This window comes from Mycolicibacterium sediminis (genome assembly GCF_010731735.1).
GTDB classification, from domain to species: Bacteria; Actinomycetota; Actinomycetes; order Mycobacteriales; family Mycobacteriaceae; genus Mycobacterium; species Mycobacterium sediminis.
This window is the reverse complement of sequence record NZ_AP022588.1, coordinates 161,744-184,925: the sequence shown is the minus strand read 5'-3', so window position 1 is coordinate 184,925 and position 23,182 is coordinate 161,744. Positions and strand designations below refer to the sequence as shown.

At 68.9% G+C, this 23,182-nt stretch carries 24 protein-coding genes; 16 read left to right on the top strand and 8 right to left on the bottom strand.

The window, feature by feature from the left end; genetic code table 11:
• Nucleotides 1–93: 93 nt before the first annotated feature.
• Entirely contained in the window at nucleotides 94–963 is an 870-nt protein-coding gene (locus G6N64_RS00990; RefSeq protein ID WP_163795214.1) for an enoyl-CoA hydratase ChsH3, read from the bottom strand.
• Nucleotides 963–2,654 (bottom strand): 3-oxosteroid 1-dehydrogenase, encoded by a 1,692-nt coding sequence (kstD, locus tag G6N64_RS00985; protein ID WP_163795213.1) that lies wholly within the window; start codon nucleotides 2,652–2,654, stop codon nucleotides 963–965. Before kstD ends, G6N64_RS00990 begins: the two co-directional genes overlap by 1 nt.
• A 71-nt stretch (nucleotides 2,655–2,725) precedes the next feature.
• Here kstD and G6N64_RS00980 point away from each other — a divergent pair, with 71 nt between their 5' ends.
• From G6N64_RS00980 to G6N64_RS00940, 9 genes are all read left to right on the top strand, one after another.
• Nucleotides 2,726–3,511: a 2-keto-4-pentenoate hydratase gene (locus G6N64_RS00980; protein ID WP_163795212.1), complete on the top strand. Its 786-nt coding sequence runs from the start codon at nucleotides 2,726–2,728 to the stop codon at nucleotides 3,509–3,511.
• Nucleotides 3,512–3,523: 12 nt separating this feature from the next.
• Nucleotides 3,524–4,438, top strand: coding sequence for an acetaldehyde dehydrogenase (acetylating) (locus G6N64_RS00975; RefSeq protein WP_163795211.1), 915 nt, complete (start codon nucleotides 3,524–3,526; stop codon nucleotides 4,436–4,438).
• Complete coding sequence (gene dmpG, locus G6N64_RS00970; RefSeq protein ID WP_163795210.1) at nucleotides 4,435–5,487, top strand: 4-hydroxy-2-oxovalerate aldolase; 1,053 nt, start codon at nucleotides 4,435–4,437, stop codon at nucleotides 5,485–5,487. The genes G6N64_RS00975 and dmpG overlap by 4 nt, the downstream gene beginning before the upstream one ends.
• Before the next feature lie 153 nt (nucleotides 5,488–5,640).
• Nucleotides 5,641–6,372 (top strand): PAQR family membrane homeostasis protein TrhA, encoded by a 732-nt coding sequence (gene trhA / locus G6N64_RS00965; protein ID WP_409370791.1) that lies wholly within the window; start codon nucleotides 5,641–5,643, stop codon nucleotides 6,370–6,372.
• Nucleotides 6,373–6,437: 65 nt separating this feature from the next.
• Nucleotides 6,438–6,863: a hemophore-related protein gene (locus tag G6N64_RS00960; RefSeq protein ID WP_163795209.1), complete on the top strand. Its 426-nt coding sequence runs from the start codon at nucleotides 6,438–6,440 to the stop codon at nucleotides 6,861–6,863.
• 47 nt (nucleotides 6,864–6,910) lie between these two features.
• Nucleotides 6,911–7,903: a permease gene (locus tag G6N64_RS00955; protein WP_163795208.1), complete on the top strand. Its 993-nt coding sequence runs from the start codon at nucleotides 6,911–6,913 to the stop codon at nucleotides 7,901–7,903.
• Nucleotides 7,903–8,640 (top strand): TIGR03943 family putative permease subunit, encoded by a 738-nt coding sequence (locus G6N64_RS00950; RefSeq protein WP_163795207.1) that lies wholly within the window; start codon nucleotides 7,903–7,905, stop codon nucleotides 8,638–8,640. Before G6N64_RS00955 ends, G6N64_RS00950 begins: the two co-directional genes overlap by 1 nt.
• Nucleotides 8,641–8,896: 256 nt before the next feature.
• On the top strand, nucleotides 8,897–10,978 hold the full coding sequence (locus G6N64_RS00945) for a RecQ family ATP-dependent DNA helicase (RefSeq protein ID WP_163795206.1): 2,082 nt from the start codon (nucleotides 8,897–8,899) through the stop codon (nucleotides 10,976–10,978).
• Nucleotides 10,978–11,406, top strand: a complete 429-nt coding sequence (locus G6N64_RS00940; RefSeq protein WP_163795205.1) for a DoxX family protein — start codon at nucleotides 10,978–10,980, stop codon at nucleotides 11,404–11,406. The genes G6N64_RS00945 and G6N64_RS00940 overlap by 1 nt, the downstream gene beginning before the upstream one ends.
• Here the strand turns inward: G6N64_RS00940 and G6N64_RS00935 are convergent.
• Entirely contained in the window at nucleotides 11,381–12,259 is an 879-nt protein-coding gene (locus G6N64_RS00935) for an IclR family transcriptional regulator (RefSeq protein WP_163795204.1), read from the bottom strand. The genes G6N64_RS00940 and G6N64_RS00935 overlap by 26 nt on opposite strands.
• 139 nt (nucleotides 12,260–12,398) lie before the next feature.
• On the opposite strand from G6N64_RS00935, the gene G6N64_RS00930 reads away from it, so the two are divergent.
• The 6 genes from G6N64_RS00930 (at nucleotide 12,399) to G6N64_RS00905 (ending at nucleotide 17,599) form a co-directional block, all read left to right on the top strand.
• Nucleotides 12,399–13,526 carry a hypothetical protein gene (locus G6N64_RS00930; RefSeq protein WP_163795203.1) on the top strand — a complete coding sequence of 376 codons (1,128 nt, stop codon included), beginning with the start codon at nucleotides 12,399–12,401 and terminating at the stop codon, nucleotides 13,524–13,526.
• A 2-nt stretch (nucleotides 13,527–13,528) separates the two neighbouring features.
• Nucleotides 13,529–14,311, top strand: a complete 783-nt coding sequence (locus G6N64_RS00925; RefSeq protein WP_163795202.1) for an SDR family oxidoreductase — start codon at nucleotides 13,529–13,531, stop codon at nucleotides 14,309–14,311.
• Nucleotides 14,308–15,453 carry a sulfotransferase family protein gene (locus tag G6N64_RS00920; protein WP_163795201.1) on the top strand — a complete coding sequence of 382 codons (1,146 nt, stop codon included), beginning with the start codon at nucleotides 14,308–14,310 and terminating at the stop codon, nucleotides 15,451–15,453. Before G6N64_RS00925 ends, G6N64_RS00920 begins: the two co-directional genes overlap by 4 nt.
• Nucleotides 15,454–15,536: 83 nt before the next feature.
• The gene (locus G6N64_RS00915; RefSeq protein WP_163795200.1) at nucleotides 15,537–16,157 is read left to right on the top strand and encodes a TetR/AcrR family transcriptional regulator; all 621 of its coding nucleotides are present in this window, start codon (nucleotides 15,537–15,539) and stop codon (nucleotides 16,155–16,157) included.
• A gap of 29 nt (nucleotides 16,158–16,186) precedes the next feature.
• On the top strand, nucleotides 16,187–17,227 hold the full coding sequence (locus G6N64_RS00910) for an oxygenase MpaB family protein (RefSeq protein WP_246230880.1): 1,041 nt from the start codon (nucleotides 16,187–16,189) through the stop codon (nucleotides 17,225–17,227).
• A 15-nt stretch (nucleotides 17,228–17,242) separates the two neighbouring features.
• Complete coding sequence (locus G6N64_RS00905) at nucleotides 17,243–17,599, top strand: hypothetical protein (protein ID WP_163795198.1); 357 nt, start codon at nucleotides 17,243–17,245, stop codon at nucleotides 17,597–17,599.
• Here the strand turns inward: G6N64_RS00905 and G6N64_RS00900 are convergent.
• Nucleotides 17,571–18,038 carry a hypothetical protein gene (locus G6N64_RS00900; protein WP_163795197.1) on the bottom strand — a complete coding sequence of 156 codons (468 nt, stop codon included), beginning with the start codon at nucleotides 18,036–18,038 and terminating at the stop codon, nucleotides 17,571–17,573. The two genes, G6N64_RS00905 and G6N64_RS00900, sit on opposite strands and share 29 nt — an antisense overlap.
• 5 nt (nucleotides 18,039–18,043) lie before the next feature.
• On the bottom strand, nucleotides 18,044–19,213 hold the full coding sequence (locus tag G6N64_RS00895) for a 3-ketosteroid-9-alpha-monooxygenase, oxygenase component (RefSeq protein WP_163795196.1): 1,170 nt from the start codon (nucleotides 19,211–19,213) through the stop codon (nucleotides 18,044–18,046).
• Between the two features lie 117 nt (nucleotides 19,214–19,330).
• On the opposite strand from G6N64_RS00895, the gene G6N64_RS00890 reads away from it, so the two are divergent.
• Nucleotides 19,331–19,882 carry a gamma carbonic anhydrase family protein gene (locus G6N64_RS00890; RefSeq protein WP_163795195.1) on the top strand — a complete coding sequence of 184 codons (552 nt, stop codon included), beginning with the start codon at nucleotides 19,331–19,333 and terminating at the stop codon, nucleotides 19,880–19,882.
• Here G6N64_RS00890 and G6N64_RS00885 read toward each other — a convergent pair.
• Genes G6N64_RS00885 through G6N64_RS00875 form a run of 3 tightly spaced genes read right to left on the bottom strand, consistent with a single transcriptional unit; the run spans nucleotide 19,879 to nucleotide 23,152 of the window.
• Nucleotides 19,879–21,051: a thiolase family protein gene (locus tag G6N64_RS00885; protein ID WP_163795194.1), complete on the bottom strand. Its 1,173-nt coding sequence runs from the start codon at nucleotides 21,049–21,051 to the stop codon at nucleotides 19,879–19,881. The genes G6N64_RS00890 and G6N64_RS00885 overlap by 4 nt on opposite strands.
• 3 nt (nucleotides 21,052–21,054) lie before the next feature.
• A complete protein-coding gene (locus tag G6N64_RS00880) occupies nucleotides 21,055–22,116 on the bottom strand; it encodes a thiolase family protein (protein WP_163795193.1) in 1,062 nt (353 codons plus the stop codon).
• Between the two features lie 43 nt (nucleotides 22,117–22,159).
• Nucleotides 22,160–23,152 carry a Zn-ribbon domain-containing OB-fold protein gene (locus G6N64_RS00875; protein ID WP_163795192.1) on the bottom strand — a complete coding sequence of 331 codons (993 nt, stop codon included), beginning with the start codon at nucleotides 23,150–23,152 and terminating at the stop codon, nucleotides 22,160–22,162.
• Nucleotides 23,153–23,182 lie beyond the last annotated feature (30 nt).

The window sequence follows — 23,182 nt, the reverse complement described above, 5'->3', positions numbered from 1 at the left end:
GAGCCGTGCAAACCAGCACCAGCCCACTCGTGGGAGCTGGCTGGCAGCAATGCCGTGACACCGGTCGGCCAGCAATCGGTGCAGCCGAGCCTCCTAGGCCGGAACGAACTCCACCCCGGCCAGTGCGACGGCGTCGTCGCGGTCGGGTGCGGTGACGACGGCCTGATATCCGGCGCCGTCCTCCCAGGCGCGCACCCGCAGCGTCTCGCCGGGGAACACGACGCCCGCGAAGCGCGCTCCGTACCGTCCGACGCGGGAGGTGTCCCCGTCGAGCAGCAGGTCGGTGAGCGCCTTGGCCGTCATGCCGTAGGTGCACAGGCCGTGCAGGATCGGCCGCGGGAAGCCCGCCGCCGCGGCGAACCCGGGATCGGAGTGCAGCGGGTTGCGGTCGCCGCACATCCGGTAGAGCAGCGCCTGCTGCGATGACACCGCGATGGTGAAGTCGTGATCGGGAGCGCGCTCCGAGAGATCGATGGACGACTGCGACCCGGACGGGCCCCGCTCGCCGCCGAATCCGCCCTCGCCGCGGGCGAAGATGGATCTGCGCTGGGTCCACAGCGGCGTGCCGTCCGGCGACGTCACGGTCGTCTCGGACCAGATGACCGCTGCCTTGCCCTTGTCCCAGATGTCGGTGAACCGGGTGGTCGCGACACCCGTTCCCGCGGCCGGGATCGGACCGGGAACGGTGACGGACTCACTGGCGTGCAACACCTTCGACAACTCGATGTCGATGCCGGGGAACCGGACGGTGGGCGCCTCGGTCATGTGGAAGCTCTGCGCGACGTTGCCGAAGGTGGGCAAAACCTGCGGGGTGTCGTCGGTGAGGTAGCGCAGCTCGCGTGGATCCATCGGGTCGGAGCCCGCGCCGAGCCCGAGGTGGTAGAGCTGCACGTCGCTGCTGGTCCACGAGAACTCCGCGGTGGCAGGTTCCGCGGCCAGCGCGACGTCGACGTCGATCGGCATCAGCGACCGCCGGACGATCCGGCGAGGTGCAGCGCCGCGAGGTAGCCGAACGTCATGGCCGGGCCGATGGTCCCGCCGGGGCCGGGATAGGTGTGGCCCATCACCGGTGAGCTGACGTTGCCCGCGGCGTACAGCCCGTCGATCACGGAGCCGTCGTCGCGCAGTGCCCGACCGTCCACGTCGGTCCGGACCCCACCCTTGGTGCCCAGGTCGCCCGGCACCATCTTCGCCGCGTAGAACGGGCCGTGGCTGATCTCGCCGAGGTTGGGGTTCGGCTTGTTGGTCGGGTCGCCGTAGTAGCGGTCGTAGGCGCTCTCGCCCCGCTTGAAGTCTTCGTCGACGCCGCTGCGCGCGAAGCCGTTGAACCGGTCCACTGTCGCTCTGAACGCGTCGGCGGGCAGCCCCGTCTGCTGCGCGAGCTCGTCGAGCGTGTCAGCCTTGACGATCACGCCGGACTCGAGCCATTTCTTCGGAATGCGCTGTCCCGGTTGCAAACCCGCGAAGATGTAGCGATCCCGGTACTGCTGGTCGAAGACCAGCCAGGCCGGGACGTTCTCACCGGGGCCGGAGCCCTGGCCGAACTCGCCGCCGTACATGTGGTGGCAGGCCTCCACGTAGGGCATCGACTCGTTCATGAAGCGCTTGCCCGACATGTTGACGATGATCGACCCGGGGGAGTTGCGCTCCGACAGTGCGAACCACGGCGAGTCGACCAGCGGAACGGTCGGACCCCACCACGCGTCCTCCATGACATCCAGCGCGGCCCCGAGCTTCTCGGCGGCCACGATGCCGTCGCCGGTGTTGGCGACGGCGCCGACGGTCCACTCCGTGGTGATCGGCGCGCGCTGGTACTTGACCCGCATCTGTTCGTTGTGTTCGAACCCGCCGCTGCCGAGGATGACTCCCCGGCGGACGCGGATCAGTTGCGGCTCGGCACTTTCCGGTCCGGTGCTGTCCCGTACGTAGATGCCGCGCACGACGCCGTCCTCGACGTAGAGGTCGGTGAGGGCGGTGTTCAGCCGAACGGGGACCCCGGCGTCCTGCAGGCCGATCCGCAGGGGGGCGATGAGTGCGCGTCCCATCCCGACCAGGTTCTTGCCGGTGGCATTGGCCCACACCGAACGGATGCCCACCTTGAGGCTGCGCAGGACCCCGCGGGGGTGGCGCTTCAGCTGGTTGAGCCGGACGTAGTCCTGCTGCATCACCACCATGTTCATCGGCACCTTGCCGTAGGGCGGCTCGAGGCCCTTCTCGTCCGGGCCGAGTCGCTTGGCGTTGAACGGCTTCGGCTCGACGGACCGTCCGGTGGACTTGCCGCCCGGGGTCTCGGGGTAGTAGTCGGAGTAGTTCGGCACCCAGCACAGCTTCAGCGGCGAGTGCTTCAGGACGAACGACAGCATCTCCGGTCCGCGCTCGAGATAGGTGTCGATCTTCTCCGCCGGTGCGGCGTCCCCGATGATGGTGTGCAGGTAGGTGCGGGCCGCCTCGGCGGTGTCCTTGACGCCGTCGCGCTTGAGCACCTCGTTGTTCGGGATCCACACGCCGCCGCCCGATCGGGCCGTCGAACCTCCATAGTGCGGGGCCTTCTCGACGACTAGTGTCGAGAGGCCCTGGTGGGCGGCGGTGAGGGCGGCGACCATGCCGGCGGCGCCGCTACCGACCACCACGACGTCGTACTCCTGCTCAGTCATGTAGAACACGTTATAGAATGGCCCGGCCATCCAACAACAGTGCCGGTCAACTAAACGAGGGGACTTCACGAATGTTGCCCGCTGAGGTGCGCGAGCGGCTCGCTGCCGACCTCGCTCGAGCCGAGCGCGACCGCGAGCCGATCTCCCCGCTGACCGATGGGAACCCGGACATCGACGTGGTCGATGCCTACGAGATCCAGCTGATCAACATCCGCTCGCGGGTCGCGGGCGGGGCGCGGGTGATCGGGCACAAGGTGGGCCTGTCGTCGGAGGCGATGCAGAAGATGATGGGCGTCGACGAGCCGGACTACGGTCACCTGCTCGCCGAGATGGAGGTGTTCGAGGACAGGCCGGTCGCGGCGGGCACGTTCCTGTACCCCCGCGTGGAGGTCGAGGTGGGGTTCGTCCTGGCCGACGACCTGCCCGGCGAGGGGTGCACCGAGGACGACGTCCTGGCCGCGACGGCCGCCTTCGCGCCGTCGATCGAGTTGATCGACACCCGGATCACGGACTGGAAGATCAAACTGTGCGACACGATCGCGGACAACGCGTCGTCGGCGGGCTGGGTGCTGGGCACCGAGCGGGTGTCGCCCAAGGACATCGACATCACGGCCATTCCGGCGGTGTTGACGCGCAACGGCGAGGTCGTCGCCGAGGGGCGAAGTGATGCTGTGCTGGGCAATCCGGTGACCGCGGTGGCGTGGCTGGCGCGCAAGGTCGACCAGTTCGGGGTGCGGTTGAAGGCCGGTGACATCGTTCTGCCGGGATCGTGCACGCGTGCGATAGATGCTCGTCCCGGTGACGATTTCGTAGCCCGTTTCGACGGACTAGGTTCCGTCCATCTGTCTTTTGAGTAGGAGCACGAGTTCATGAACAAGGCAACCGTCGCGATCGTCGGTTCGGGCAACATCAGCACCGACCTGCTGTACAAGCTGCTTCGGTCGGACTGGCTCGAGCCGCGGTGGATGATCGGCATCGATCCCGAGAGCGAGGGCTTGGCGCGGGCGCGCAAGCTCGGTCTGGAGACGTCGGCCGAGGGCGTGGATTGGCTTCTCGCACTTGACGAGTTGCCCGACCTCGTGTTCGAGGCGACCAGTGCCTACGTGCACCGTGATGCCGCTCCGCGCTACGCGGAGGCCGGCATCCGGGCAATCGACCTGACACCGGCCGCCGTCGGACCCGGGGTGATCCCGCCGGCGAATCTGCGCGAGCACCTCGACAGCCCGAACGTCAACATGGTCACCTGTGGTGGGCAGGCCACGATCCCGATGGTGCACGCCGTGTCCCGTGTCGTGGACGTGCCCTACGCGGAGATCGTCGCGTCGGTGTCCTCGGCGTCGGCGGGACCGGGCACCCGGGCCAACATCGACGAGTTCACCAAGACCACCAGCAGGGGCATCGAGGTCATCGGCGGCGCCACCCGGGGCAAGGCGATCATCATCCTCAACCCGGCCGAGCCGCCGATGATCATGCGCGACACCATCTTCTGCGCCATCCCCGAAGACGCCGATCAGGATGCGATCACCGCGTCGATCAAGGACGTCGCCGCGCAGGTGCAGACCTACGTGCCGGGGTACCGGTTGCTCAACGAGCCGCAGTTCGACCCGCCCTCGATGCACTCGGGTGGACAGGCGTTGGTGACGGTCTTCGTGGAGGTGGAGGGTGCCGGGGACTACCTGCCGCCGTACGCGGGGAATCTGGACATCATGACCGCCGCGGCGACCAAGGTGGGCGAGGAGATAGCCAAGGAAGTGCTCGCGGCGACGACTGGAGGCCACGCATGAGTGACGTCTTCTTCAACCCGGTGTGGGACGTGCGCATGACCGACACGTCGTTGCGCGACGGGTCGCACCACAAGCGTCATCAGTTCACCGCCGACGAGGTGCGGTCGATCGTCGCCGCGTTGGACGCCGCGGGGGTGCCCGTCATCGAGGTGACCCACGGCGACGGGCTGGGCGGGTCGAGCTTCAACTACGGCTTTTCCAAGACCCCAGAGCAGGAACTGATCAAGCTGGCCGCCGAGACGGCCACCGAATCCAAGATTGCGTTCCTGATGCTGCCGGGTCTGGGCACGAAGGACGACATCGCCGAGGCGCAGGACAACGGCGGGTCGATCTGCCGGGTCGCCACGCACTGCACCGAGGCCGACGTGTCGGTCCAGCACTTCGGGTTCGCCCGCGACCGCGGCCTGGAGACCGTCGGCTTCCTGATGATGGCCCACACGATCCCGCCGGAGAAGCTCGCCGCCCAGGCCCGCATCATGGCCGACGCAGGCTGCCAGTGCGTCTACGTCGTCGATTCCGCGGGGGCGCTGGTGCTCGAGGGCGTCGCGGACCGCGTCGCGGCGCTGGTCGCCGAACTCGGCGACGATGCCCAGGTGGGGTTCCACGGCCACGAGAACCTCGGGTTGGGGGTGGCGAACTCGGTGGAGGCGGTCCGCGCGGGCGCCAAGCAGATCGACGGCAGCACCCGGCGCTTCGGCGCGGGCGCGGGCAACGCGCCGGTCGAGGCGATGATCGGGGTGTTCGACAAGATCGGCGTCAAGACCGGCATCGACTTCTTCGAGATCGCCGACGCCGCCGAGGACGTCGTGCGTCCGGCGATGCCCGCCGAGTGCCTCCTGGACCGCAATGCCCTGGTCATGGGGTATTCCGGGGTGTACTCCAGCTTCCTCAAGCACGCCATCCGCCAGTCCGAACGCTACGGCGTGCCCGCCCACCAGCTGCTCCACCGCGCCGGACAGCGCAAGCTGATCGGCGGCCAGGAAGACCAACTCATCGACATCGCCCTCGAAATCAAACGCGAACAAGACGCCTCGGCGACCGCCGGCTGACCGCACGGGTATCGATAGCGCAACAGCCGCTTAACGAACCTCACCAGGTCCGTTTGGCGAACATCGGCACGGTAGGCTCGCGCTGCATCGTCGTGACCCACGGCGCTCCGTGAGACCTGGTCTCACGCTCACGCATAGGAGGCCGCTCTGTCCGTGCGACCGCCTGAGACGACGGTGCCAGAATCCCTGGACCCGGTGGCGCACGTTCACGTGCCCACCGCTGCAGAGGCCGTGGCCGAGTTCATGGGCGTGCCGCGTGCCCGCGGCATGATCCACCTCGTCGCGGCCGGTGTGGCGACCATGGCGGGCATCGCCCTGCTGTGGAGCGCTTGGGATGCGCAGCGCCCCGACGCCTTCTTCGCGGCCGCGGTCTATGCCGTCGGGATCGTGGGTTTGTTCGGCGTCAGTGCCACGTACCACCGTGTGCAATGGGATTCCCCCGTGGCCGAGAAGTGGATGAAGCGCCTCGACCACTCGCTGATCTTCATCTTCATCGGCGCGTGTTACACGCCGCTGGCCATGCTCGCCATGCCGCCGCAGGTGGGCACCAGGGTCCTGATGATCGTGTGGTCGGGCGCCGCGGCCGGCGTTGCGCTCAAGATGCTGTGGCCGTCCGCGCCCCGGTGGGTAGGTGTACCCCTCTACCTGCTGCTCGGCTACGTCGCGATCCTGTTCGTGGAGGAACTGCTCGACGGAGCGGGTCCACTCGCCGTGATACTGCTGATCGCCGGTGCCGTGCTCTACAACATCGGCGCCATCCTCTACGGCGCCAGGTGGCCGAACCCCTGGCCGACCACCTTCGGACATCACGAGTTCTTCCATGCGTTCACCGCAGTGGGGGCCACGTGTCACTTCGTCGCGATCTGGCTGATCGTCCTGGCGTAACGCTCCGCCCGGCTCGGCAGATACCCCCGGTGACCCCCGAGGTACGCCGAGTCTCCAGGAGAACCATGTCGAACGTCCGTCGCAGCCTGATCGTCGCGCTCGCCACCGTGGGCGCCGGCGCCGTCGCGGCGCTCCCCGTCGCTGCCGCCGAGCCCACGCCGACGCCGTCGCCCGCACCGGCAACCAGCGCGCCCGCCGAGCCCGTGGTCGCCGACGACTGCAACGCCGCGACGCTCGCCTCGACCATAAGTACCGTGACCGCCGAACTCTCCACGTACTTCGCGGCTCACCCCGACGTCAACCAGGCGCTGATCGACGCGACCCGGCAGCCCGCGTTCATCGCCGTCGGCCAGTTCGACGGCTACTTCGCCGATCATCCGGACGAGGCCAACGACCTGCGCGCGATCCAGGCGCCACTGAACGAGTACAAGGACCGCTGCGGTCTGCAGGTCGCCCCCACCGACGCGCTGGCGGTCCTCGCCGAGGTCTGACCGCGCAGATGTGAAGGGCGTTCAGCTGACGCGTGCAGGATGGTGCGGTGACCGCCGCCCCGACCTCGCGACGACGCCGCGTCGGCTCGCTCGAAGTCCTGCTGCTCGCGCTCGTCGCGCTGGCCGTCTCCGCGGGCTGGGTGCGTGCGGCCCTGGACGGGCATGCCGATCTCGGGGTTGCCGCCACGGTGTTCAGCGGCGTGTTCGTCCAGGCGGTGCCGTTCCTGGTCCTCGGCGTCGTGGTGAGCGGGATCATCGCCGCCTTCGTCACCACGGAGCGGTTGGCCGCGTGGCTGCCCCGGCGCCCCGCGGCCGCCGTCCTCGTCGCTGGAGTGGGTGGGGCGGCACTGCCGGGGTGTGAATGCGGGTCGGTCCCCGTGGCCCGACGGCTGTACGGCCCGGGCCGGACGGGTGCGGCGGCGCTGACCTTCATGCTGTCCGCGCCCGCGATCAATCCCGTCGTCCTGGTGGCGACCGCGGTGGCCTTCCCCGGTGAGCCGCTGATGGTGCTCGCGCGGTGCGTGGCATCACTGGTGACCGCGGTCCTCATGGGGTGGGCGTGGCTGCGCTTCGGGCGCGACGAGTGGGTCACGCGCTCGCTGCCTCGCGTCGACCACGGATCGGGCGGGTCGCGATGGACGGTGTTCAGCGAGGCCGCCCGGCACGACTTCCTGCAGGCGGCGTCCTACCTCGTCCTCGGCGCGGCGGCCGCGGCAGCACTGCGGGTGGTCGTGCCGGACTGGGTCTTCGACCACCTCGCGGGCCACCTGCTGCTCGGCGTGCTCACCATGGCGGCGCTCGCGGTGGTCCTTGCTCTGTGTTCGGAGGCCGACGCCTTCGTCGCCGCGAGTCTGACGATGCTGCCGCTGGTGCCGCGACTGGTCTTCCTCGTGGTCGGCCCGGCCGTGGACGTCAAGCTGTTCGCCATGCAGGCGGGGACGTTCGGTCGACGGTTCGCCGTCCGGTTCGGACCCGTGACCTTCGTGGTGGCGACGGTGGTGGCGACGGTGGTCGGACTGCTGCTCCTCGGGGACCGCTGATGAGCCGCTTCACGCAGAACCTCGTCCTGCTCCTGGTCGGCGCGAGCATCGCGGTGATGGTCGCGAAGGGCACCTACGTCAACTACGTCAAGCCGTCCCTGCTGCCGTGGCTGGTGATCGCCGCGGTGGTGCTCATCGTGCTGGGGCTCGCCGCGGTGGTCAGGGACGTCCGCGGGGCGGGACGCGAACCGGACGACGACGTCCACGACCACGCCGTCCACGACTACGACGGTCACCGCCACCGGACCGGTCTCGCGTGGTTCCTCCTCGTGCCGATCGCGATGGTCGCCTTCGTGGTGCCGCCGCCGCTGGACGCCCGCGGCGCCGCGGCACCGCCCGCCACGTCCGCACCGCCGCCGCGCAGCTTCGCGCCACTTCCCCCGGGGCCCGCGCCCACGGTCCCGGTGCCCGAGATCGTGATGCGCGCCGCCGCCGATCCGGCGCGCAGCCTCGACGGGCGCACGATCACCGCGTCGGGGTTCACGCTGCGCTACCCGGACGGCGTCTACCTCGCCCGGGTGGTGATCGTCTGCTGCGCCGCCGACGCCCAGCTCGCCCGGATCCGGCTGTCGGGACCCGGCGCACAAGCGGCGGCCGGCTACGGCGAGGAGACCTGGATCCAGGTCGAGGGCGACGTCGTCCCGGGTTCGGCGGACGCGTCCAACGACTTCATCCCCACCCTGACCGCCGCGACGGTGACGCGGATCGACAAGCCGGCCAACACCTACGCGTACTGAGCTGGCGCCAACGTCGAGTTCTCGTCGACGAAGATGCGTTATTGCGACGAGAACTCGACGTTCGCGACGGCCTCCCGGGCGTCCGTCGGAGCGACCCGGCACGATGGGCCTATGAGTACCCCCCGCCGCTCCGCTCGCCCATGACCATCCCCCGTCGCTCCGCTCGCCCATGACCATCCCCCGTCGCTCCGCTCGCCCATGACCATCCCCCGTCGCTCCGCTCGCCCATGACCATCCCCCGTCGCTCCGCTCGCCCATGACCGCCACCCGCGAACAGGCCCAGGCGCTTCTCGAGCAGCTGGCCGGCCCGGACGCCACCCTGCGCGACGACCAGTGGACGGCGATCGAGGCGCTGGTGGTCCAGCGGCGTCGCGCCCTGGTGGTGCAACGGACCGGGTGGGGCAAGTCGGCGGTGTACTTCATCGCCGCCAAGCTGCTGCGCGCCGAGGGACGCGGGCCGACGGTCATCGTGTCGCCGCTGCTGGCGCTCATGCGCAACCAGGTCCAGTCCGCCGCACGCGCCGGCGTGCGTGCGGCGACGATCAACTCGAGCAACGTCACCGACTGGAACGACGTGCACCGCGACGTGGCGTCCGGCGATCTCGACGTGCTGCTCGTCAGCCCGGAGCGGCTGAACAACCCCGACTTCCGTGACGAGGTGCTGCCCGCGCTGGCCCGGGACGCGGGTCTGGTCGTGATCGACGAGGCCCACTGCGTCTCCGACTGGGGGCACGACTTCCGCCCCGACTACCGGCGGATCCGCACGCTGGTCGCCGAACTGGGCTCGGACATACCGGTTCTCGCGACCACCGCGACCGCCAACGACCGCGTGGTGGCCGACGTCAGCAGCCAACTCGGCGTCGGCGGCGGCGACACCCTGGTGCTGCGCGGCGGCCTGGACCGCGAGTCGCTGCGACTGGCCGTCGTCAAGGTGGGCAACCCGGCGCAGCGTGCGGCCTGGCTGGCCGAGCACATCACCGACCTGCCCGGGTCGGGCATCGTCTACACGCTCACCGTGGCGCAGGCCAACGACGTGGCGGCCATGCTCGCCGAACGTGGGCACGCGGTCCACGCCTACACCGGCGCGACCGAGACCTCGGAGCGCGAGCAGCTCGAGAACGACCTGCTGGCCAACCGGGTCAAGGCGCTGGTCGCCACGTCGGCGCTGGGCATGGGGTTCGACAAGCCGGACCTCGGCTTCGTCGTCCACCTCGGCGCACCGGCCTCGCCCATCGCCTACTACCAGCAGGTCGGTCGCGCGGGCCGCTCGACCGACAGTGCCGAGGTGGTGCTGCTGCCCGGCGCCGAGGACCGCGAGGTGTGGCGGTACTTCGCGTCCGTGGCGTTCCCCTCGGAACCCATGGTGCGCAACGTGATCGACGCCCTCGAACCCGAGCGTCCGCAGTCCACGCCGGCGTTGGAGCCGCTCGTCGACCTGAACCGCACCCGCCTGGAGATGGTGCTCAAAGTGCTCGACGTCGACGGTGCGGTGCGCCGCGTCAAGGGCGGGTGGATCAGCACGGGACAGCCGTGGAGCTACGACGAGGAGCGGTACCGCCGACTCGAGGAGGCCCGGCAGCGCGAACAGCAGGCGATGCTCGACTACCTCGACACCGACGAGTGCCGCATGGTATTCCTGCGCCGCCAGCTCAACGATCCCGAGCTCATCGACGGCGAGCGGTGCGGCCGGTGCGACAACTGCACCGGCGCCCACTACGAATCGACCGTCGACGAATCGGCGGCCGAGGCGGCCCGCGAACGGCTGATGCGGCCCGGGGTGGAGATCTCGCCGCGCCGGCAGTGGCCGTCGGGCCTGGCGAAACTGGGAGTAAACCTCAGCGGCAAGATCTCCGACGGCCCTGGGCCGGGGCGGGCCATCGGCCGCCTGACCGACCTGGGCTGGGGCGCCCGGCTGCGCGCCGTCCTCGACGGTCCCGATGCCGAGGCGCCCGACGACCTGGTCCGCGCGGCCGTCGCCGTCCTCGCGGCGTGGAACTGGGAGACCCGGCCGACGTCGGTGATGGGTCTGGACTCCGCGCGCCACCCCGTCCTGATCGCCTCGCTGGTCGCCAAGCTCGCCGACCTGGGCCGGCTCACCGACCTCGGCACGCTGCGGTACTCGGTCGAACGCCGACCGGTGACGGCGGCCAACTCGGCGTATCGCGTTGCGGGACTGTCCGGTTCGTGGGAACCGCCGGAGCTGCCGCCACTGGACGGCCCGGTGCTGCTGGTCGACGACCTGACCGACACGGGGTGGACGCTGACGATGGCGGCACGCACCGTGCGTCAGGCGGGCGCACCCGAGGTTCTGCCGTTCGCCATCGCGGCGGTCAGCTGATGGGAGTCGTCCGCACCGTCGCGCGGCTCCTGCTCGGCGCGGCACTGGTGTTCGCCGGTGTCAGCCACCTCACCTTCGCCCGCACCGCGTTCTACGCGCAGATCCCGCCGTGGCTGCCGCTCGACGCCGGGTTCGTGATCGCCGCATCGGGGGTCGTGGAGATCGTCCTGGGGCTCGCGCTGGTCGTCCTGCCCCGCTGGCGGGTCCCGCTGGGCTGGCTCACCGCGGCCCTGTTCCTGGTGGTGTTCCCGGGCAACGTCTCGCAGTATCTGACGCACTCCGACGCCTTCGGGCTGGACTCCGATCGCTCGCGGGCGATCCGGCTGGCGTTCCAGCCGCTGCTGATCCTCTGGGCGCTCTGGTCCACGGGAGCGTGGGCCGCGTGGCGTGCCCGCAGCCCGGTCAGTGCCCGCCCAGCTGAACGGTGAGGGTGTGCGCCGTGACCATCAATCCCTTGGCGTGCCGGGCGATCTCGGCATCGGTCAGTGCTCTGCCGATTCGCAGTGACACCACCATCGCCTGCCGCCGGTAGTGGTCGTACACCGGCGCGGAGATCACGCTGATGTCGTGCTTCTGCCGGCTCGAGCCGGCCTCGCCGGGCAGGTACACGCGCTCGCCGACGTCGGAGATCAACTCGCCGAGCAGCGCACGCAGTTCCTGGGGCAGCGTGTTCGACATGCCCGCCATCAGGGCGTAGAGGCGTCGACCGCCCGCGGTCTGGCGTTCCACCAGGTAGCCCGTCGCCCGACACTCGGCCACGACGCGGTCCAACCGGTCGGAGTCGGTGCGCAGCGGGATGGTGGGCTCCCGGGCCAGCCAGTCGCGCAGCGCGTCGTCGTCCCACAGCACGAACATCAGTCCGACCGGTGGCGCGAACGGGTAGCTCTGCCCGGCGCGCACGCCGACGTCGGAACCGGGTGGACCCACCAACTCGAGCAACGTGATCCGCTCGTCGACGATCGCGGCCAGCGACGCCGTGGTGTCGTACTGGGAGGAGAGCCGGCGCAGCTCCTCGCGCGCCGCCGGGCTCACCCGTAGCGACTCCTGGGCGATGTGCCCCAGCGAGATCAGCGACGGCCCCAGCCGGTAGGTCTTGTCCTGCGAATCGCGGACGAGGTAACCGGATTCGGCGAGAGTGCCGACGATGCCGAGGCAGGTCGGCTTGCTCTGACCCGTCCGCCGGGCGAGCTCGGAGACGCCGAACCGATCGTGCGGGTGTCGGGCCAGGAAGTCGAGGATCTCCACCACCCGCCGCGTCGGTGGTGAGGCACGGTCGGTCACCCCTGCCTCCTCTCCCCGGACCGCGTCCGAACGTTGACGCGAATTGGAACACGTTCTAGTGTCAGGTCGGAAACTCTACCAGCGCGGTTCAATATTGGAACGCTGCACATACCGACCGGGTCAGGGGTCAGCACGCCACATGTACTCACAGCCATTGGCAGAAGCCATCGCAGAGGCGGAGAGCCTCGTCGCCGCCGCCCCGTTCATCGAGACCGAGGCCGACCTCCTCGAGGGGCTGCAATACCTGGCCGGTTGCATCGCCGCATGCACCTCCGTCGCGTTCGACTACGACCGCGATCACCCGTTCCTGCACAGTGGCACCGGGCCGTTCACCAAGATGGGTCTCGACAACCCCGACACGATGTACTTCGGGACGCGGGTGCAACCGGGACACGAGTACGTCGTCACGGGCCGGCGCGGCACCACCACCGACGTGAGCTTCCAGCTGCTCGGTGGCGAGTACACCGACGACAACGTCCCCGACAGCGAGACGGCGTTCGACGACCGCAAGCTCGACATCGCCGACGATGGCACGTTCGAGTGGAGGTTCACGCCGAAGACGCCGTCGCAGTTGGTCATTCGGGAGGTCTACAACGACTGGTCCGCTCGGCGTGGCACGTTCGCCATCTCCCGGTCCGACACCGTCGGCACAGCGCCGCCGCCGCTGTGCACCGAACTCGTCGAGAAGCGCTACGCGGTGGCGGGCAAGCAGCTGGTGCAGCGGGTGAAGACCTGGCTGCAGTTCCCGAAGTGGTTCTACGACGACCTGCCGGTCAACACCCTGACCGCACCGCGCCTGACGCCCGGCGGGCTGGCGACGCAGTACTCCTCCGTCGGACACTACGACCTGGCGCCGGGGCAGGCGATCGTCATCACGCTGCCCGTCGGCGACGCGCCCTACCTCGGCTTCCAGCTCGGCAGCCTGTGGTACATCTCGCTGGACTACATCAACCACCAGACCTCGCTCAACGGCACTCAGGCTCAGGCTGATCCGGACGGCAAGATCCGCATCGTGGTGTCCGACGAGAACCCGGGCGTCACCAACTGGTGCGAGACGCTCGGGCACACCAAGGGCTATCTCCAGTTCCGTTGGCAGCGGGTCTCGCGCGAGATGACCGAGGCCGACGGCCCGACGCTCGAGATCGTCGACCTCGACCAGGTGCCGGCGGTGCTGCCGCACTACGAGACCAACAGGATCACCGAGTCCGACTGGCGTGACCGCATCGCGCTGCGCCAGCGGCTCATCGGCGAGAGGATGGTGGGCTGACCATGGCCGGACTACTGCACGACAAGGTCGTCGTCATCAGCGGTGTCGGACCCGCTCTGGGCACGACGCTCGCGCGGAGGTGTGCCGAGGAGGGCGCCGACCTCGTCTTGGCCGCCCGCACCGTCGAGCGGCTCGAGGAGGTCGCCGGTCAGGTCACCGCACTGGGCCGACGCGCCCTCGCGGTCGGCACCGACATCACCGACGAGGCGCAGGTCGCCAACCTCGTGTCCACCTCGATCGGCGAGTTCGGCAAGGTCGACGTCCTGATCAACAACGCGTTCCGCGTGCCGTCGATGAAGCCCTTCGCCAAGACCAGCTTCGACCACATCCGCGACACGATCGAGTTGACCGTGCTCGGCGCCCTGCGGCTCATCCAGGGTTTCACCCCTGCGCTCACGGAGGCGAACGGCTCGGTGGTCAACGTCAACTCGATGGTGGTCCGGCACTCCGACCCCAAGCAGGGCGCGTACAAGATGGCCAAGTCGGCGCTGCTGGCCATGTCGCAGTCACTCGCCAGCGAACTCGGCGAGGCGGGAATCCGGGTCAATTCGGTTCTACCGGGCTACATTTGGGGCGGTACCCTGCAGAGCTACTTCGAGCATCAGGCAGGCAAGTACGGCACCACGGTGGACGAAATCTACAAGGCGGCCGCGGTCAACAGCGACCTCAAGCGGCTGCCCACCGAGGACGAGGTGGCGTCGGCCATCCTTTTTATGGCCAGCGACCTGTCCAGTGGCATCACCGGCCAGGCGCTCGACGTCAACTGCGGGGAGTACAAGGCATGAGCGTGCGTACGAACGTCGGAACGGTCGACGATCTGCACGCCTCGGCCGTCAAGGCGTGCGGGCTGGAGGACTTCGGCGTCGACGACGACAACTACCGCGAGGCGCTCGGGGTGCTGCTGGAGTCCTTCGCGCGCGATGCGGACCTGACCGAGTTCGGCAGCAAGATGCAACGCTTCTTCGTCCGCAACGCCCTGGTGGCGCGGCTGGTGTCGGAGGCGGCGTTCGCGCAGTACCCCCAGCACGCCGACGTCGCCGTCGAGCGCCCCATCTTCGTCACGGGTCTGCCGCGCACCGGCACGACGGCGATCCACCGCCTGCTCGCCGCCGACCCGCGACACCAGGGACTCGAACTGTGGCTGGCGGAGTTCCCCCAACCTCGGCCACCCCGCGAGACCTGGTCGCAGAATCCCGTGTTCCAGCGGCTCGACGCCCAGTTCACGAAGGCGCACGAGGAGGATCCCGACTACACGGGGTTGCACTACATGACGGCCGACGAGGTGGAGGAGTGCTGGCAGCTGCTCCGCCAATCGCTGCACTCGGTGTCCTACGAGACCTTGGCACACCTGCCGACGTACTCTCGGTGGCTGTCGCGGCAGGACTGGACCAAACCCTATGCGCGACACCGCAAGAATCTCCAGTTGATCGGGCTCAACGACCCCGGCAAGCGCTGGGTGCTGAAGAATCCCAGTCACCTGTTCGCGCTCGACGCACTGTTCGCGACGTACCCGGATGCCCTCGTGATCCAGTGCCACCGGCCGGCCGAGACCATCATGGCGTCGATGTGCTCGCTGGCCCAGCACACCACCGCGGGGTGGTCGAACAGCTTCTCCGGCCCGGTGATCGGCGAGGATTCGCTGGAGACGTGGTCGCGAGGTCTGCGGTTGTTCGACGCCGAACGCGCGAAGCACGACCCGGCCCAGTTCTACGACCTCGACTACTTCGAGTTGATCAAGGACCCGATCGGTGCGGTGGAGGGGGTCTACCGGGCCTTCGGCATCGACTTCACCGACGCCGCCCGCGACGCGATGGTGGCGACCGACGAGGAGAGCAAGAAGGGCCCGCGCGCTCCCAAGCACACGTACTCGCTGGAGGACTACGGCCTGACCGCAGAACAGGTCAAGGAACGGTTCGCCGGGCTCTGATCGCCAGCTTGCTACATCAATGAAGGAAAATCCTTCACAAGCGTAGGAACCCATGTTAGGTTCGTGCGGTGTCGAATGCCGCCATGACCGACCAGCACGGTCGCGCCGCCCACCTGGGGCCCGAGCGGCGCCGGCCACAGGTCCTCGACGCCGCGCTGGCCATCTCGCTGGAGGAGGGCGTCGGCGAGGTGACGATCGGCGCCATCGCCAAGCGACTCGAGGTCACGCGCCCGGTCGTCTATGCGTGCTTCGCCGACCGCGTCGAGATCATCACGGCGCTGCTCGAACGGGAGACCGGACGACTGCGCGACGCCCTGGTCACCGCCTTGCGGTCCGCACGCGGGGACGGCCCCGACGACGCCTTCGTCACGGGCTTCCGCGCTCTCCTGAACGTCGTCGCCGAGCGCCCACAGTCCTGGCGGGTGGTCTTCGCGGCCCAGCCCGACCGGGCGGTATCCGACCGCTTCACCAGGGTGCGGTCCGAGATGGCGGTGCTGGCGTCGGGCTGGATCCGCCCCGTCGTCACGAAGTGGTGGCAGATCGAGGACGTCGACGCCACGTTGCCCGTCCTGATCGAGTTCTTTCTGTCGTCGTGCGAGGCCGCGGTGCGATCCCTGCTCGACGAATCGACCACGCAGACCCCCGACGAACTCGGCGAACTGTACGGACGCATGGTGTCCAGTGCCTTCGCCGCCGCGCGATGACCCATCCCTCACGACGATCGGAGAGAACGATGACGACGGCACACGAGGATTACGGCTTCTTCGGGCCGGGTTCGGTGACCTGGCGGGTGTGGGGATACCCGACGTCGATGACCGTCGGCTTCCAGCGCTCGGTCGTCGTCGAGGAACTCGATCCCAACCTCGTTGCGGCGGTGGACAAGACGCACGACATCTACCGCCGTCCGCGCACGCGCTACGACCGCACGCTGCGGTACTTCTCGATGGTGGCGTTCGGCGGCTCCCGCGAGACCGCAACGGCGGCAGACGTGCTGGTGAAGATCCACTCGAAGGCGATCGGCACGGAACCCTACGGGGGCGGCCGCTACGACGCCAACGACCCGGCGTCCCAGCTGTGGATCCACCTGACCGCCTGGCACTCGATCCTCTACGCGTACGAGAAGTACGGCCCCGGACCGCTATCACCGGAGGACGAGGCCCGGTACTGGCAGGAATGCGCGGTCGCCGCGGAACTGCAGACCTGCTCGCCGCACGACGTGCCCCGCACGCGTGATGGCGTGCGGCGCTACTTCGAGTGGATGCGACCGCAACTGGTGGCCAGCGACATCGCGGTGCAGGCGATGACCCACCTGCTGGATGCCGACGTCATGCTGCCGCCGATGCCGCGGGCTGCGCGGCCGGTGGCCCGGCTGGTCAGTAGGGTCCTGCGAGCGGGGACGATTGCGACCATGCCGCACTGGATGCGGAACCTCAGCGGCATCGAGCAGTCGAGGCTGACCGACGTCCTCGTCCGTCCCGTGCTGTGGGCCGGCTTTCGCGCGATCAGCCTCAGCCCGCGGGCAGAACTGCGGGTGCTCGGCGTGCTGTCGCCGATGACCCTGCCGGTGGTGGCGCCCATCAAGCTGAAGATCCCACCGGAGAACCCGGAGGTGCTCAGCCCCGCGCAGGCGCGCCAGCGGTACGGCTTCGACCGCCCCGCGGACGCCCATCGCGACCTGAGGGCGAAGCAGTCCCGACGGGTGTTCGCCGACGGGATCGATCCCAGCGACGAGGGCCTCGTCGAATCCGAATCCATCCTCGGCGCGCTGAGCTGAGCCGCTGGGATGGCCGTGACGAGACTCATCCGCGACCGCTTCGTGATCGGACTGCTGGCAGCGGCGGCGATCGGCCTCGGCGTCTTCGCGCTGCTGTGGCCGGTCAGCTTGGACGACCACGACCGCTGGGGTGCCCGAATCGTCTGCGGCACGGGGATTTCCAGTGACCACTCACAGGCGGAGGCCACGGGCGGGATCGGATTCCCGGACGACTCGCTGTCGCTGGACCCCACCGTGCGCACCGATTACGTGGCGCAGTGCGATTCGGCGACCTGGTGGCGCCGGTCGTGGGCGGCAGCGCTGATCGTCCCGGGTGCGGTGGTGTCGGGTGCGCTACTGCGGGCTAGCCATCGCCAGGAGACGGGGCGCTAGACATCTCCTCGAGGCAGCCCTCGGAGACGGCATGGCGGATGCTGTCGGCGAGCTTGGGGCACGACCGGCTGCGACTGCTGTCGCCGCCGGACGCGCGCAACTCGGTGAAGACGGCACAACGCTGGGACGCGGCGGAATTCCACTGCACCGCAGTGTGAGTCGGTCCGAGCTTCTTCACGTCGACGGTGACGTGGCAGAACCTGCAGTCGACCGGCGCGAGACCGGCGCTGAGGTAGCGCTCGCGGTCGCGCAGACTCGCCTCGCGCACGGCCGCCGCGCGCGCGGGATCCGACGCGAAGTCCGGTGCCTTGGACCAGGAGTTCGGACCATCGCCGGTGCCCGACTCGTGATCGTCGTCGTGTGCACCGTGCACCTGCAGCATCGCGCGGGCCAGGCGGTCGACGTCTGGCGGTTCGGTCCGCTCGTCACGAATGGTCATCGGCGTCAGGAAGGTTGACCTTCCTTCTCCTTCTCCTGCTGCTCGGCCCGCACACGCAGGTTCTCCTCCACCTCGACGTGCCACTTCTCGTTGGCGGCAGTCGTGTCGACCTCGACCTCGAAGCGATCGACCATGTCGGGCGTCACGTCGGCGGCGTCGACGTAGAACTGCTGGTACCAACGGCGCATCTGGTAGACCGCGCCGTCCTCCTCGACCAACAGCGGGTTGTCGATGCGGGTCTTGTGCTTCCAGATCTCGACGTCCTGCAGGAAGCCCTTGCTGACGCCCTCGGTGAAGACACGCGCCAACTTGTCGGTGGTCTTCTCGTCGAGACCCTTGGGCTTCTCGACCATGACCCCCCACTGCAGCACGAACGAGTTCTGGCTGACCGGGTAGTGGCAGTTGATCAGGATCGACTCGGCCTTGAAGCCGCCGTAGTTGTTGTGCAGCCAGTTGATCATGAACGACGGGCCGAAGTACGACGCCTCGGAGTCGAGGTGCGCCTCGCCGTAGGTGGTGCCCATGTCGTTGATGTCGGGACGGCCCACGTTGTGCAGGTACTGGCTGGCGATGTGTCCCTCGAAGACGTTCTTGAAGAACGTCGGCAACCCGTAGTGGATGTAGAAGAAGTGCGCCATGTCGGTGACGTTGTCGATGATCTCGCGGCAGTTGGAGCCCTCGATCAGCATCGTGTTCCAGCGCCAGTCGGTCCAGTCGTCGTTCTCGAACTCGGGGATCTCGGGGATGCGGACCTCGGGCTGCGGCGGGTTGCCCTCGACGTCGTGCCAGACGAACAGGAGGCCGCCGCGCACGTCGGTGTCCCACGCGCGCGTGCGCGCCAGGCGAGGCGTCCGCTTGGCGTAGGGGACCAGCTTGCACTTGCCGTCACCACCCCACCGCCAATCGTGGAACGGGCAGGCGACCTCGTCGCCCTTGATGGTGCCCTGGGAGAGGTTGCCGCCCATGTGCCGGCAGTAGCCGTCCAGCACCTTCAGCTCACCCTGGGAGTCGGCGAAGACCACCAGCATCGTGCCGAAGATCTCGATGCCGTGGGGCTTGCCGTCCAGGTAGTCCTGCACGGGCCCCAGGCAGTGCCAGCCGCGCGCGTACCGGTCCGGCAGCGCGCCTGTGTCGATCTCTCTGACTCCGACGGCGCCGGTGGGTTCACTACTCACGGTGGGCCTCCCGTTTCTGTGGTTCTAACTAGAACACGTTACAGTTTTTGCCCCCGGTAGCGCAATGTGCGCAGTTCACCGAACGCTCTGGCCATTGCACTGAGGTATAACCACTCCATGCCGCTGTACTCGTTCGAAGGCCGATCGCCCGTGATCGACACCAGTGCCTTCGTCGCACCGACCGCCACGCTCATCGGGGACGTGCACGTCGAGGCGGGTGCGTCGGTCTGGTTCAACGCGGTCCTGCGCGCCGACTTCGCACCGATCATCATCCGGCAGGGCGCGAACGTGCAGGACTGCAGCGTGCTGCACGCCCCGCCGGGGATCCCCACCGACATCGGGCCCGGCGCCACGGTGGCGCACAGCTGCGTCGTGCACGGTGTCCACCTCGGCCCGGAGGCCGTGATCGCCAACCACGCGACCGTGCTCGACGGCGCCGTGATCGGCCGACGGAGTCTCATCGCCGCGCACTCGCTGGTGATCGGCGGCACGAAGATCCCCGACGAGGTGTTCGTCACCGGCTCACCTGCCAAGGTCCGCGGCCCCATCTCGGGGACGGGCGCGGAGCGATGGGTGAACATGACGCCCGCCACCTACCAGGCCCTGGCGGAGCGGTACCGCGCGGGCCTCGGCGAGATCCAGCAGCTGGGCGGGATCCAGCAGGTCTAGGCGGGCTTGTCGGCCGCCACCACCCACATCGAGTAGTACTGCGAACCGCCGCCGTACGCGTGGCCGAGTGCCTTGCGGGCGCCCTCGACCTGGTGCTCGCCGGCCTTGCCCATCACCTGGATGGCCGACTCGGCGAACCGGATCATGCCCGACGCGCCGATCGGATTGCTCGACAGGACCCCGCCGGACGGGTTGAACGGGATCCGGCCGCCGATCGCGGTCTCGCCCGCCTCGGTGAGCTTCCAGCCCTCGCCCTCGGCCGCGAATCCCAGGTTCTCCAACCACATCGGCTCGAACCAGGAGAACGGCACGTACACCTCCGCGACGTCGATCTCGTCGATCGGTGAGGTGATGCCGGCGTCGCGCCACAGCGCAGCGGACGCGTCGCGGCCGGCCTGCGGGTTCACCTGGTCCCGGCCGGAGTACGCGAGCGGCTCGGTCCGCAGGGCGGTCGCGTGGATCCAGGCCACCGGATTCCCGTCGGCGACACGGGCGTCCGCGATCTCCTCGTTGCCGATCACCATCGCGCACGCACCGTCCGAGGACGGGCAGGTCTCGTCGAACCGGATCGGGTCCCACAGCATCTGCGACGCCATCACCTTCTCCAGCGTGATGTCGGGCTGGTGCAGGTGCGCCAGCGGGTTCTTCGCCCCGTTGAGCCGATCCTTGACGGCGACCATCGCGCCGATGTGCGTCGGCGCACCCGACCGGCGGATGTAGGAGCGCACGTGGGGCGCGAAGTAGCCGCCCGCGCCCGCGCCGACGGGCTTGGTGAACGGCACCGGAATGCTCAGCGCCCACATGGCGTTCGACTCCGACTGCTTCTCCCACGCCATCGTGAGCACGCGCCGGTACTTGCCGGACTGCACCAGGCTCGCGGCGACGATCGCGGTGGATCCGCCGACCGAGCCGGCGGTGTGCACGCGGATGAGCGGCTTGCCCGTCGCGCCCACGGCGTCGGCCATGAACAGCTCGGGCATCATGACGCCCTCGAAGAAGTCGGGCGCCTTGCCGACCACCACGGCGTCGATGTCGTCGAACGTCGAGCCGGAGTCCTCCAGCGCCTTGTCGATGGCCTCGCGGACGAGGCCGTTCATCGAGACGTCCTTGCGCTTGGCGACGTACTTGGTCTGCCCGGTGCCCAGCACTGCGGCGTTCTGTCCTGCCATGAGTTACTTCCCCTCCAAGACTGCGACCAGGTTCTGCTGCAGCGCAGCCCCGCTGGTGGCGTGGGCCAGTACGCGAGACGCCGAGCCGTCGAAGACGTGCCGTGCGGCGAAGCCGATCCGCTCCAGTCCGGTCGAGAACATCGGGTTGGCGGCCAGCGCGCCGCCGGACGGGTTGATCCTCGTCGAGTCGCCCAGTCCGATCGCCTCGGTCAGGATCAACTGCTGGTGGGTGAACGGCGCGTACAGCTCGGCCACGTCGATGGAGCCGGTGTCACCACCGGTCGCGGCGGCCGCTGACGCGGCCGTCGACGGCGAGGTCGTCAGGTCGCGGGCGCCCAACACCGGTGTCTCGACGCGATGTTCGATGCCGGTGATCCACGCCGGTCGTTCGCGCATCTCCCTCGCGCGGTCGCCCGACGCGAGTACGATGGCCGATGCGCCGTCGGTGATCGGTGCGATGTCGTGACGGCGCAACGGATCTGCGAAGAACGGCCGGGACAGCAGCTCGTCGATGCTGGCGGCGGGCTGCTCCGAGTCGGTGCGACCGCCGGCGTTCATCGAGTCCAGCGCGACCTGGGCCATCTGCTCGGCGGTCCACTTGCCGGAGTCCAGACCGAACCGGGCCTGCAGGCCGGCCGTCGACACGGCGTCGGGCACCAGCGGCGCGACGGTGTAGGGGTCGGTCTGCATCGCGAGTACGCGGCGCAGTACGCCCGCCGACGACTTGCCGAAGCCGTACACCAGCGCGGTGTCGACGGCGCCGGTGAGGATCTTGATGTAGGCCTCGTAGAGCGCCCACGCGGCGTCCATCTCCACGTGCGACTCGTTGATCGGCGGCACCGCGCCGATCGAGTCGATCGCGGACAGGAACGAGAACGCGCGTCCGGCAAGGTAATCCGACGAGCCCGAGCACCAGAAGCCGATGTCGGTCTGCTCGATCCCGAGGTCGGCGTACAGCTCGGCGAAGCACGGCATCAGCATCTCGACGCCGTTGGTGGTGCCCTCCGTGCGGCGCACGTGCGGGGCGTGTGCGAAGCCGACCACGGCAACGTCACGAAAGGTCATAGGGGTGTCTCCTCATCGAGCATGCGCGCGTCGGCCGTGGAACTCACTGGTGATGCTTGTAGGTCTCGTAGTCCGCGTCGGGCTCACCCGTCGGCCGGAAGTAGTCGATGTTGTCGATGCCGAGACCCCACTCCTCCCGGGGCTTCCACACCGCCTCGACGCGCATGCCCATCCGGACGTCGGTGGCGTCGATCTCGGTGACCAGGTGCAGGAACGGGATGTCCGCGCCGTCGAGCAGGATGTACGCCGCGACGTAGGGGGGTTGGATGCGCTGGCCCGCGAACGGGATGTTGATGATGGCGAACGTCGTGACGGTGCCCTTGTCGGGCAGCTCGACGAACTCGGTCAGCTGCTGCCCGGTCGCCGGATCCGCCTCGCGCGCCGGGAAGTAGACCTTGCCGCCCTCGCCGGTGCGGGCGCCGACCAGCTTGCCCTCCTCGAGCGCGCGCAGGAACGTGCTCTCCGGCAGCGAGGCGGTGTGCTGGATCTCGATGGACGTCGGCACGACGAGCAGTGTCACCGGATCGCGGTCGTCGGCGACGTCCTCGACGGGCTCCTCGGAGTCACCCAGTTCGAAGTACGCGATGTCGGTGATCGAGCCGACGGGCTCGTCGGCCCAGTGCACGTGCACCCGCGCACCGGTTTCGATCGCGTCCGACCTGCCGGCGTCGACGGCGTGCAGCAGGGGAGTGTCGGCGCCGTCGAGTTTCACCAGCGCCCACGCGAACGGACGCTGAAGGGGCTGCCCCTCCAGAGGGCTCGGCTGCCACGTCCACGACAGCACGGTTCCGACGCTGGCCACCGGTACGATCTCCGTCAGCCGCTCGTAGGTGACGGGGTCGAACTCGGCAGGCGGCACCAGCACCCGACCGTCCGAACCGCGCACGCCGACGACGTGTCGTCCGCGCAGTTCCGTGAAGAACCGACCGAGGACCGGACCTACTGAACGGGTGTAGTCGAATGACAGTTTCAGCGGAGCCGAAAGAGGCGGCTCGTGCTCATCGATACTGGCCGGGCTGCTTTGGCTGGCGCTCACGGCATCGAGTAGAACAGGTTCTAACAATCG